Origin of the sequence: Mesorhizobium sp. RCC_202 (assembly GCF_041355295.1) — a bacterium.
Taxonomy (GTDB): domain Bacteria; phylum Pseudomonadota; class Alphaproteobacteria; order Rhizobiales; family Rhizobiaceae; genus Mesorhizobium.
In genome coordinates this window covers 478,839-489,724 of the sequence record NZ_JBFUPO010000005.1, presented here as the reverse complement: position 1 = coordinate 489,724, position 10,886 = coordinate 478,839, and the positions used below count along the sequence as shown (strand labels likewise).

The 10,886-nt window shown below is 63.3% G+C and carries 8 protein-coding genes; 4 read left to right on the top strand and 4 right to left on the bottom strand.

Annotated features, from left to right (window positions below):
• Window positions 1-353 precede the first annotated feature (353 nt).
• Window positions 354-2,366, top strand: coding sequence for an acetyl-CoA carboxylase biotin carboxylase subunit (locus AB6802_RS15255; RefSeq protein ID WP_371010940.1), 2,013 nt, complete (start codon window positions 354-356; stop codon window positions 2,364-2,366).
• Between the two features lie 198 nt (window positions 2,367-2,564).
• Here AB6802_RS15255 and AB6802_RS15250 read toward each other — a convergent pair whose 3' ends face one another.
• On the bottom strand, window positions 2,565-2,990 hold the full coding sequence (locus AB6802_RS15250) for a hypothetical protein (protein ID WP_371010939.1): 426 nt from the start codon (window positions 2,988-2,990) through the stop codon (window positions 2,565-2,567).
• A 31-nt stretch (window positions 2,991-3,021) separates the two neighbouring features.
• Entirely contained in the window at window positions 3,022-3,249 is a 228-nt protein-coding gene (locus AB6802_RS15245) for a hypothetical protein (RefSeq protein WP_371010938.1), read from the bottom strand.
• A 309-nt stretch (window positions 3,250-3,558) separates the two neighbouring features.
• Between AB6802_RS15245 and dnaE the strand changes: the two genes are divergently transcribed.
• On the top strand, window positions 3,559-7,053 hold the full coding sequence (gene dnaE, locus AB6802_RS15240) for a DNA polymerase III subunit alpha (protein WP_371010952.1): 3,495 nt from the start codon (window positions 3,559-3,561) through the stop codon (window positions 7,051-7,053).
• 1 nt (window position 7,054) lies between these two features.
• On the opposite strand, the gene AB6802_RS15235 is transcribed toward dnaE, so the two are convergent.
• Window positions 7,055-7,942, bottom strand: a complete 888-nt coding sequence (locus AB6802_RS15235) for a DMT family transporter (protein WP_371010937.1) — start codon at window positions 7,940-7,942, stop codon at window positions 7,055-7,057.
• A 187-nt stretch (window positions 7,943-8,129) separates the two neighbouring features.
• Between AB6802_RS15235 and AB6802_RS15230 the strand changes: the two genes are divergently transcribed.
• Window positions 8,130-8,636, top strand: a complete 507-nt coding sequence (locus AB6802_RS15230; protein ID WP_371010936.1) for a hypothetical protein — start codon at window positions 8,130-8,132, stop codon at window positions 8,634-8,636.
• 59 nt (window positions 8,637-8,695) lie between these two features.
• Here the strand turns inward: AB6802_RS15230 and AB6802_RS15225 are convergent, their stop codons facing one another.
• Window positions 8,696-10,024 (bottom strand): DNA polymerase IV, encoded by a 1,329-nt coding sequence (locus AB6802_RS15225; RefSeq protein ID WP_371010935.1) that lies wholly within the window; start codon window positions 10,022-10,024, stop codon window positions 8,696-8,698.
• A 66-nt stretch (window positions 10,025-10,090) separates the two neighbouring features.
• On the opposite strand from AB6802_RS15225, the gene AB6802_RS15220 reads away from it, so the two are divergent.
• Window positions 10,091-10,666: a GNAT family N-acetyltransferase gene (locus tag AB6802_RS15220; protein ID WP_371010934.1), complete on the top strand. Its 576-nt coding sequence runs from the start codon at window positions 10,091-10,093 to the stop codon at window positions 10,664-10,666.
• Window positions 10,667-10,886: the final 220 nt, after the last annotated feature.

Sequence of the window (10,886 nt, the reverse complement as noted above, 5' to 3'; positions counted from 1 at the left end):
CGCGGGCCCTCGAGGTCGACCTCCATGATCTCCAACGGCTTTCCAGCGGCGACAGCGACTGCGGCGCGCGTTTTCATCGGGCAATTCCTCCCAAGCGATTTTGGCTCTAAGGTCTCAGCATTCTCGTGCTCATTCAACCCGTTTTGACGACCAATGATGACGCAAAATCATCCTGATGGTGCAAAATCATTCGTCCGCATTCCTTCATCGCTGCAACCGGCTTCCCGCAGGATCATTGTCCGCGGGTTCTGCCGGCAAGCCGGAGGCTGACCTCGCCAGACAAGGGCACGTGCTTGAGCCCGCGTCCCGAAGCCCATAAGAAGGAACAAAGAATACCCCGGGGAACGCCTTTGATGTTCACGAAAATCCTGATCGCCAATCGCGGCGAGATCGCCTGCCGCGTGATCAAGACGGCGCGCAAGATGGGGATTGCCACCGTCGCGGTCTATTCGGATGCCGATCGCGATGCCGTGCATGTCGAGATGGCTGACGAAGCCGTGCATATCGGCCCGTCGTCCGCGGCGCAGAGCTACCTCCTGCCGGAGAAGATCATCGCCGCCTGCAAGGAAACCGGAGCTCAGGCCGTGCATCCCGGCTATGGCTTCCTGTCCGAGCGCGCCGCCTTCTGCGAGGCGCTGGAAGCGGAAGGTATCGTCTTCATCGGTCCGAAGCCCAAGGCTATTCAGGCGATGGGCGACAAGATCGAATCGAAGAAGTTCGCCAACGCCGCCAAGGTTTCGACCGTCCCTGGCTGGCTCGGCGTCATCGAGAACGCCGACCATGCCGAAAAGATCGCCGGCGAGATCGGCTATCCGGTGATGATCAAGGCCTCGGCCGGCGGCGGCGGCAAGGGCATGCGCATCGCCTGGAGCCAGGCCGAAGTGCGCGACGGCTTCGACCGGGCGCGATCGGAGGCCAAAAGTTCGTTCGGCGACGATCGTGTCTTCATCGAAAAATTCGTCGTCGATCCGCGTCATATCGAGATCCAGGTGCTGGCCGACGCGCACGGCACGGCACTTTATCTCGGCGAGCGCGAATGCTCGATCCAGCGCCGCAACCAGAAGGTCGTCGAGGAGGCGCCATCGCCGTTCCTCGACGCCAAGACGCGCAAGGCGATGGGCCAACAGGCGGTGGCGCTGGCCAAGGCTGTCGACTACCAGAGCGCCGGCACGGTTGAGTTCATCGTCGACAAGGACAAGAACTTCTATTTCCTTGAAATGAATACGCGATTGCAGGTCGAGCATCCTGTGACGGAGCTCGTCACCGGCATCGATCTGGTCGAGCAGATGATCCGGATTGCCGCCGGCGAGAGACTTGCCATCAAGCAGGGCGACGTGAAGCTCAACGGCTGGGCCGTCGAGAGCAGGCTCTATGCCGAGGATCCTTTCCGCAACTTCCTGCCCTCGATCGGCCGGCTGACGCGCTATCGGCCGCCGGAGGAGGGGACGTTCGGCGATGTCGTGGTTCGCAACGACACCGGCGTCACCGAAGGCTCGGAAATTTCGATGTTTTATGATCCGATGGTCGCAAAACTCTGCACCTGGGCGCCGACCAGACTGGAGGCCATCGACGCCATGTCGGAGGCGCTGGACAGCTTCGTCGTCAACGGCATCGAGCACAACATCCCGTTCCTGGCGGCCCTGATGCAGCATCCGCGCTGGCGCGAGGGTCGGCTGTCGACCGGTTTTATCGCCGAGGAATATCCGCACGGGTTCGCGCCTGTGGAGCCTGATGCCGAGGAGCGGGCGGTGTTTGCCGCGATCGCCACCGCGATCGAATTGCTGCGCCGCGACCGGCTCGACCGCCTGAGCGGACGGCTGGCGCCGCATTCCGGTCATCTCAAGCGCGATTGGGTGGTCAAGATCGGTTCCGATTATCTCAACGTCGCAATTGTTGACGGCATGGTTTCCATTCCGATGGAGGCCGATCTGTCGGTCGATGGCGGCAAGCCGCTGACGGTCGCCTCCGACTGGCGGCCGGGCGATGCGATCTGGCATGGCACGGTCGGCGGCAAGAAAATAGCGGCGCAAATCCGCCCGGTGCTGAACGGGCTGCGCATCGCCTGGAAAGGCATGTCGGTGACGACGCGGGCCATGCTGCCGCGCACGGCGGAGCTGGAAAGGCTGATGCCGGAGAAGTTGGCGCCGGACACGTCGAAGCTGCTGCTTTGCCCGATGCCGGGCCTGGTGGTGTCGATCGCCGTCGGCGAAGGGCAGGAGGTCAAGGCCGGCGAGACGCTGGCCGTGGTCGAGGCGATGAAGATGGAAAACGTGCTGCGCGCAGAACGTGACCTGACGGTCGCCAAGCTCAACGCCAAGCCCGGCGACAGCCTGGCGGTCGATGCCGTGATCATGGAATTCGCCTGAAGGTCTGTTGAGATCCAGGTGATGCCGGCCTGCGAACGACGACTTCCTGCGCTTCCGGTGCTCACGTACTTTAAGTACGTTCCGCTTCGGTTCTCGGAAGTCATCGTTCTCGCCTCGGCCTGACCTGAATCCCAAACAGACCTTGCAGCGGGAGCGGAGCCGTGGCTCCGCTCCCGCTGTCTGACGCTTTTTGTCGGATCAGGCGTCCGCGGTCGCCACGGCGCTATGGTCCGTGACGACGAAGACGCAGGCCCGACAAGCGTCGGCGCCACGCTGCGAATACCAGCGGCAGGTGCCGCGGAGGACACAGCGCGGCAGGTGCTCGACCGGCATTATATTCTGGTCCGCCATGCCGGTGAGCACCTTTTCGATCACGCCGCAGGAATTGCCGGTCCACTGCTTGCATTTGCCCTCGACGCAACGGCCGCCAAAGCGGAAGCGCGCTTCCGGCACGCCCGACTTGCTGGCCTGCTCGACGAAACCGGCATCGATTTCGAGCCGCGTCGGCAGCGGCTGGACGATGCCATCGCCGCCGACCACGCCAATCAAGAGGTTGCCGGGTTCGGCACGAGCGCTGGGGCAGGATTTCCCGCCATCGCCGGTGATGCTGGACTTGGCTGGCATGGTCCGCCTCCCTTGCTCAGCGGGCACCAAATCAGCGCATCATGCCGGCGACCTGCTTCTCGACGGCGGCGATCTGCGCCTGGTCGATATGAGCGACGAGGCCCAGCCAATCCTTGGGGAATTTCAGCACGAGCTGCGGCTCGGTATGGGTTTCGGCGATCGCCTTCAGCACCGCCTGCTGGATGGTGCCGGCAAGCTTGGCGTCAACACCTTTGGCGAGCTTGAGACCGGAAACGTCGACGACAAAACGATTGGCCATGGAAAGTCTCCTCGATGAAAATGCATGAAATTTACGCCAGGCAAGGTGGCGGACCGCGGCGGCGTCGGCCATGAAGCGCTTCACAGTGATCGCCATTGGTTTTCGGGGACGAGACGTCGTTTCGCTGGCGGATGGTGCGGCGGACGACTAAATTAGCCTCGATCCGAGATTCTCGAACAACTTTTTGTTTTTTCGCAATTCCGGACGGAGGCTACGGCGAAGTCGCCGAGCCCGACCGTTCAACACTTTCCTGGAATTGCTTCAGCAAGGGCGCAACCGGTGGCAGACGCAGCAACGATACGCGATCCGCTGAAGCGGGAAGCCAGTGAAAGGGCGAGCCGGCCGGAAGCGCCGGCGCGGACTTTCATTCATCTGCGCGTGCATTCGGCCTATTCGCTGCTCGAGGGCGCGCTGCAGCTTGGCGCGGTCGTTGGCCACGCGGTCAAGGACGAGGCGCCGGCGATCGCCGTCACCGACACCAACAATTTGTTCGGTGCGCTGGAATTTGCCCAAAAGGCGGTCAAGGACGGCATCCAGCCGATCATCGGCTGCCAGGTCGATCTCGCTTTTGCCGGCGAGGCGACCGAGGCCCAGCGCGACCGCCGCCGGCAAGGCCCGGACATGTCGCCCGTCGTGCTGATCGCGGCCAGCGAAGCCGGTTACGGCAATCTCGTGCGGCTGATCAGCAAGATCTATCTGGAGACGCCGCCCGGCGAGCCGGTGCATCTGACCAGCACCATGCTGGAAGGCCAAAGCGACGGCCTGATCTGCCTGACGGGCGGGCCGCGCGGTCCGATCGGCGCGGCGCTGAAGGCTGATCGGCGCGATCTCGCCGAACAACGGCTGCTCTTCCTCAAAGGTCTGTTCGGCGACCGGCTCTATGTCGAGCTGGAACGGGTCGCCGGCTACGACCGGATGGTGGAAAAATCGTCGGTCGATCTCGCCTATACGCATCAGCTGCCGCTGGTCGCCACCAACGAAGCGTTCTTTTCCAAGCGCGACGACTACGAGGCGCATGATGCGCTGATTGCGATTGCCGAAGGCTCGGTGGTGGCCGCCGACAACCGCCGGCGGCTCGCCGTGGATAATTTCCTGCGCAGCCAGGCCGATATGGCGCGGCTGTTTTCCGACCTGCCGGAAGCGATCGACAACACCGTCGAGATCGCGATGCGCTGCTCCTATTATCCAAAGAACCGCAGTCCGATCCTGCCGCGCTTCACCGGCGCCGACGCTTCCGACAAGGATGCGGCCGAGAAGGCCGAGGCCGCCGAGCTGGCCCGCCAGGCGCGGGAAGGTCTTGATGCGCGGCTTGCCGCGCATGGCCCGACGCCTGGCTACACGGTCGAGCAATATCGCGAGCGGCTCGAATTCGAGCTCGGCATCATTGAGAAGATGAAATTCCCGGGCTACTTCCTGATCGTTGCCGACTTCATCAAATGGGCCAAGGCGCAAGGCATTCCGGTCGGGCCGGGCCGTGGCTCCGGCGCCGGATCGCTGGTCGCCTATTCGACGACCATCACGGACATCGACCCGCTGCGCTTCTCGCTGCTGTTCGAGCGCTTCCTCAATCCCGACCGCGTCTCGATGCCGGACTTCGACATCGACTTCTGCCAGGATCGTCGCGAGGAGGTGATCCGCTACGTCCAGCAGAAATACGGCCGCGACCAGGTCGGCCAGATCATCACCTTCGGTACCCTGCAGGCCCGCGCCGTGCTGCGCGACGTCGGCCGCGTGCTGCAGATGCCCTACGGCCAGGTCGACAAGCTGTCGAAAATGGTGCCGCAGAACCCGGCCAATCCGGTCAAGCTGGCGGATGCCATCGCCAACGAGCCGCGCTTTGCCGAGGAGGCCGAGAAGGAACCGATCGTCCAGACCCTGCTCGACATGGCGCAGAAGCTGGAAGGTCTCTATCGCCACGCCTCGACACATGCCGCCGGCATCGTCATCGGCGACCGGCCTTTGTCGGAACTGGTGCCGATGTACCGCGATCCGCGCTCCGACATGCCGGTCACCCAGTTCAACATGAAATATGTCGAGCAGGCGGGGCTGGTGAAATTCGACTTCCTCGGCCTGAAGACGCTGACGGTGCTGGAAACGGCGGTCAAGCTGATCCGCCGCCGCGGCATCGACATCGACCTGGCGACGATCCCGCTCGACGATCCCGAGACCTACGCCATGCTGTCGCGCGGCGAAGTGGTCGGCGTGTTCCAAGTGGAAAGTGCCGGCATGCGCAAGGCGCTGATCGGCATGCGGCCCGACTGCATCGAGGACATCATCGCGCTGGTCGCGCTCTACCGGCCCGGCCCGATGGAAAACATCCCGACCTACAACGCCAGAAAGCATGGCGAGGAGGAGATGGCCTCGATTCATCCCAAGATCGACCATCTCGTGAAGGAGACGCAAGGCGTCATCGTCTACCAGGAACAGGTCATGCAGATCGCGCAGGAGCTGTCCGGCTATTCGCTCGGCGAAGCCGACCTTCTGCGCCGCGCCATGGGCAAGAAGATCCGCGCCGAGATGGACAAGCAGCGCGAACGCTTCGTCACCGGTGCGGTCGCGCGCGGCGTCGGCAAGCCGCAGGCCGACTTCATTTTCGACCTGCTGGCCAAGTTCGCCGACTATGGTTTCAACAAGTCGCATGCCGCGGCTTACGCGGTCGTCTCCTACCAGACCGCCTATCTCAAGGCGCATTATCCGGTCGAGTTCCTGGCCGCGTCGATGACGCTCGACATGGGCAACACCGACAAACTGGCCGATTTCCGCCAGGATGCGCTGCGCCTCGGCATCGAAGTGGCGGCGCCGTCGGTGATGTCGAGTTTCCGCGCCTTCGAGGTCGGTGATAACAAGATCTTCTATTCGCTGGCCGCGCTGAAGGGCGTCGGCGACGCCGCTGTCGAGCATATTGTCGAGAAGCGCGGCGAAAAGCCGTTCAAGAACCTCGCCGATTTCTGCGAGCGCGTCGATCCCAAGATTGTCGGCAAGCGTGTCTTCGAAAGCCTGATCATGGCCGGTGCGCTCGATTGCTTCGGCCATGACCGCGCCCAGATGGTGGCCGGCGTGGAGCGGATGATGGGGCTTGCCTCGCTGGCGCAGCAGAATGCGATCTCGGGACAGGCCGACATCTTCGGCGCTTCGCTCGGCAGCCAGTCGCAGGCGCTCAACCTGCCGGCAACCGATCCGTGGCTCGCGGCGGACAAGCTGCACCGCGAGTTCCAGGTGGTCGGCTTCTACCTTTCGGCGCATCCGCTCGATGAATACAAGGCCGCGCTCGAGAAGATGCGGGTGCAGAACTGGGCCGAATTCTCGGCCGCGGTCAAACGGGGTGCGGCGGCCGGACGCCTCGCCGGCACCGTCACTTCCAAGCAGGAGCGCAAGACCCGCACAGGCAACAAGATGGGCGTCGTGCAGTTTTCCGACACGACGGGTCAGTATGAAGCGGTGCTGTTTTCGGAAGGCCTGGCACAGTATCGCGACATGCTGGAGCCCGGCAGTTCGGTGGTGATCATGGTTGCAGCCGAAGACAGGCCCGAGGGTGTAAACCTGCGTATTAACTCGGTGCAATCACTGGACGACGAAGCCAGCCGCATCCAGAAAGCGCTGCGCATCTTTGTCAGGGACGATGGGCCATCATCGATCATTCAATCGCAGCTCAAACAGCGCGGCGACAGTCAAGTCAGCATCATCGTTCTCAAGGGAGAGGCGCAGGGCGAGGTTGAAATCGGCTTGGGTAATTATCGCGTCTCGCCGCAAATCGCCTCCGCCATGCGTGCTGTGCAAGGCGTGGTCGAGGTCGAACTCGTTTAGTTCAAGGAGTTGCCGCTTCTGCTTCCGCCACCTGCGGCGTCTTGCGCTGCAGGTTGAGCAGGTTGCCGGCGAGGATGAGCGCCGCGCCGCCGGCGGTGAAGACGTCGATCTGCTCGTGATAGAGCAGCCAGCCGACCAGCGCCGAGAGCGGCACGCGCAGGAAATCCATCGGCGAGATGATGGTGGCGTCGGCATAGACCAGCGCGCGCGCCAGGCAAAAATGCGAGGACATTCCGGTGAAGGCGATCAGGAAGATCCACGGCCAGAGGCCGGCCGAGGGTGTGCGCCATTCATAGAGCGCCGGGATCAGCCCGACCGTCGACTGGATGATCAGCATCCAGAAGATGATGCGCACGACGCTTTCGGTTTTGGTCATGGATTTGACCAGCACCATCGAGATACCGAAGCAGACCGCGGCGCCCAGGACGACGACATGGCCCTGGTCCATCGAGCCGGCGTTGGGGTGGACGATGACCACCACGCCGATCAAGCCAAGCACGATCGCCGCCAGCTTGGACCGCGAGAGCCTTTCGCCGAGAAAGCTGACCGCCAGGATCGCCGTCCAGATCGGCGTCGTGAACTCGATCGAGATCAGCACGGCGAGCGGGATCAGCGTCAGCGCGTAGAGCCATGCCGCCTGGCCGGTATAATGGATGATATTGCGGGCGATATGGGCGGACGGGCGCTGCGTTCGCATGGCGGCGAAGCCGCCGCCAACCATCACCAGCGGCAGCAGGATGAAGAAGCCGATCACCGAGCGCAGCTCCAGCACCTGGAAGACATTGAGCTCGGCGGTGGTCTCGCGGCTGGCGATCGACATCCCCAGCATCGAGGCGATAGACAGCGCCATCCAGAATGCGGCTTTTGGGATCGAGGGAGCGGGTACCATCGGCGCTATGTCGCAGGAGCGGACTTTTGTCGCAACCGTTAGTCGCGGCATTCGACTGGGCCAGCGGGAGCCGTTGTCAAAAAACCGTTACGGCGGCGGTGGAACTTGATAGCTGGGCGCTCGTTAAGTCCACACTTTGGCCTTCCCCATGGAAGCCGCCACTTTTCCTGATCTGAGAGGGGATGTCTTGATCAAATCGACTGCCGCTTTGCTGGCCGCCGCCTGCCTGTTCGGCGCAACGGGCGCTCACGCCGACGAGGCGGGCTTCCTGCGTTCGCTGCAGGGGAAGTTTGCCGGCAAAGGAACGGTGAGAATCAGGACGAATTCTCCCATCATGAACATCACCTGCTCCTTCACATCGGACGCGACAGCGACCTCGTTGTCGCTCGACGGCACCTGCCGGGCCATGCTGATCATGACGCGCCAGATCCGCGCCGACCTGAAGGTCAACGGAGCGAAATACACCGGCATTTATTCCGGCTCGCGCAGCGGACCCGCCGGCCTCAGTGGAAGCCGCGACGGCAACGCCATCAACCTCGATATCCATTGGGCGAAAATCATCAATGGCGACCGCGACGCCGAGCTGACCGTCGAAAAGACCGGCCCGGACGAGATGCGAATGACAGTCACCGACATGGATCCGACGACCGGCAAGATGGTGGTGACGAGCAGGATCGATCTCAAACGCAGCTGAGAGGTGTCTTGATATCCAGGTGATGTCGGCCCGGCCTGATCCTCTACACCTCTCCGAGCTTACTCCTCGAGCGGCTCCGGCGGATTGGCATCGCGGCCCTTGCCGAACGTATAGCCCGTCTCGACCGCCTTGCGGCCGAATTTGCCGCGCAACGTGTCCATGGCGCCTTCGGCAAGCGCGCGCTTGCGCGACTGGACGTCGACCAGGTCCGGCGGATCTGCCTTTCCGTCGTCGGAAAGATCGCTGACGCCGATGCCGAGCAGGCGGAATTTCGTCCCGTCGGTCTCGCGGCGCAGAAGCTCGAGCCCGGTTTGAAAGATACGGTCTGCCAGCCGTGTCGGATCGCCAAGCTGGCGGTTGCGGGTGCGCAGCTTGAAATCCTGCGTCTTGAGCTTGAGCACAACGGTGCGCCCGGCAATGCCGGATTTCTTCAGTCGTGCCGAGACCTTCTCCGACAGGCCGCGCAACACCGGCACCAGTTCCGCCAAGGTGGCGATATCGGTGTCGAAGGTGGTCTCGGCCGAGACACTCTTGGCGTCGCCACCCGGATCGACCGGCCGGTCGTCCTCGCCGCGCGAGAGCCGGTAGAGGCGGTCGCCCATCACGCCGTAGCGGCGCATCAGCTCGCCGCGCTCCATGCGCTGCAACTGGGCGATCATGCGGATGCCGTCGCGCTCCAGCGTGGCGGCCAGCGCCTTGCCGACCCCCCAGATCAGCGTCACCGGATGCTCCGCCAGGAAGGCCGGCGCTTCCGCTTCGCCGATGACGGAAAAGCCGCGCGGCTTGCGGAAGTCCGAGGCGATCTTGGCGAGGAACTTGCAGTAGGAGAGGCCAGCCGAAACGGTGATACCGAGCTCCTTTTCCACGGTCTGGGCGAAGCGCGCCAGCACCAGCGCCGGCGGCATGCCGTGCAGCTTCTCGGTGCCGGCGAGATCGAGAAACGCCTCGTCGATCGACAGCGGCTCGACCTGCGGCGTCAGCGCTTGCATCAACGCGCGGACTTCGCGCCCGACGCCGACATATTTCTCCATGTTCGGCGGGATCACCACGGCTTCAGGACAGAGCTCGAGCGCCTTGAACATCGGCATGGCCGAGCGCACGCCCTGGATGCGGGCGATGTAGCAGGCGGTGGAGACGACGCCACGCCTACCGCCGCCGATGATCACCGGCCTGTCCTTCAGCGCCGGATTGTCGCGCTTTTCGACGGCCGCATAAAAGGCGTCGCAGTCGATATGGGCGATATGCAGGCTGTAGAGTTCCGGGTGGCGGACAAGGCGCGGGCTGCCGCAGCGCTCGCAGCGCCGCGCTTCGCCGCGCTGGAAGGCCAGGCAGTCACGGCAAAAACCGCGTTCGGGATTGTTGACAGGAGCCGCCATTGCTGCGAACATAAAGAGAACAAATGCAATGGTACGACAGCGCCGCGCCGGCAACAAGGCCGGCCTGGGGATGAACGCATGAGCACGACCATAGCACCGCTTACCCCTCAGCGTTGGGCCGATTTCGAGGACCTCTTCGGCAAGCAGGGCGCCTGCTACGGATGCTGGTGCACGCATTTTCGGCTCACACCCGCGGAACGCCGCGCCAGCGACAAGGAGCGCAACAAGGATCACATCAAGGCGCGCATCGAAGCCGGGCCGCCGCCGGGGCTTCTGGCTTTCGAGGACGGCAAGGCGGTCGGCTGGATGCAGATCGGTCCGCGCGCCGACGTGCCTGAATGGAACAACCCGGGCAGGGGTTCGGCGCCTGTCGACCCAGCCGATGTGAGCGACCCGAAGGTCTGGGCGATTTCCTGCTTCTTCGTCCGCGTCAAGGCGCGCGGCAGGGGTGTCAGCCATCGGATGGTCGAGGGTGGCATTGGCTTTGCGCGTGAGCATGGCGCACGGTTGCTCGAAGCCTGTCCGATCGACCTGTCACGCGATTCGCGCTCGATCGGCCTGTTCGTCGGCTCGTCGCGCGTGTTCGAGAAGGCCGGCTTTGAACGGCTGGTGGAGCGCAAACCCGGGCGGCCGCTGATGCGACTGGTGCTTTGAGCAATTCCAGGAAAAGTGTGAAACGGTTTTCCGTCCGGAATTGCGTCGAAACAAGAGCCGGGCGATCTTTTGGCTTAATGCGCGTCGCGTCGAAACAGGTTCGGGCGGCGCGCTTTTAAGTCTTCGTTTCGATGCGTGTCGTTACCCAAAACCGCTTCGCGCCTTTCGGGCGACATGCGTTGGTGTTTTTGGTCTTGCGGCTGTAATGCTGTTTTCATAC

Coding starts and splice junctions, on each gene's coding strand:
- AB6802_RS15255 (WP_371010940.1), top strand. CDS start 354: ATGTTCACGAAAATCCTGATCGCCAATCGCGGCGAGATCGCCTGCCGC.
- AB6802_RS15250 (WP_371010939.1), bottom strand. CDS start 2,990: ATGCCAGCCAAGTCCAGCATCACCGGCGATGGCGGGAAATCCTGCCCC.
- AB6802_RS15245 (WP_371010938.1), bottom strand. CDS start 3,249: ATGGCCAATCGTTTTGTCGTCGACGTTTCCGGTCTCAAGCTCGCCAAA.
- AB6802_RS15235 (WP_371010937.1), bottom strand. CDS start 7,942: ATGGTACCCGCTCCCTCGATCCCAAAAGCCGCATTCTGGATGGCGCTG.
- AB6802_RS15225 (WP_371010935.1), bottom strand. CDS start 10,024: ATGTTCGCAGCAATGGCGGCTCCTGTCAACAATCCCGAACGCGGTTTT.
- AB6802_RS15220 (WP_371010934.1), top strand. CDS start 10,091: ATGAGCACGACCATAGCACCGCTTACCCCTCAGCGTTGGGCCGATTTC.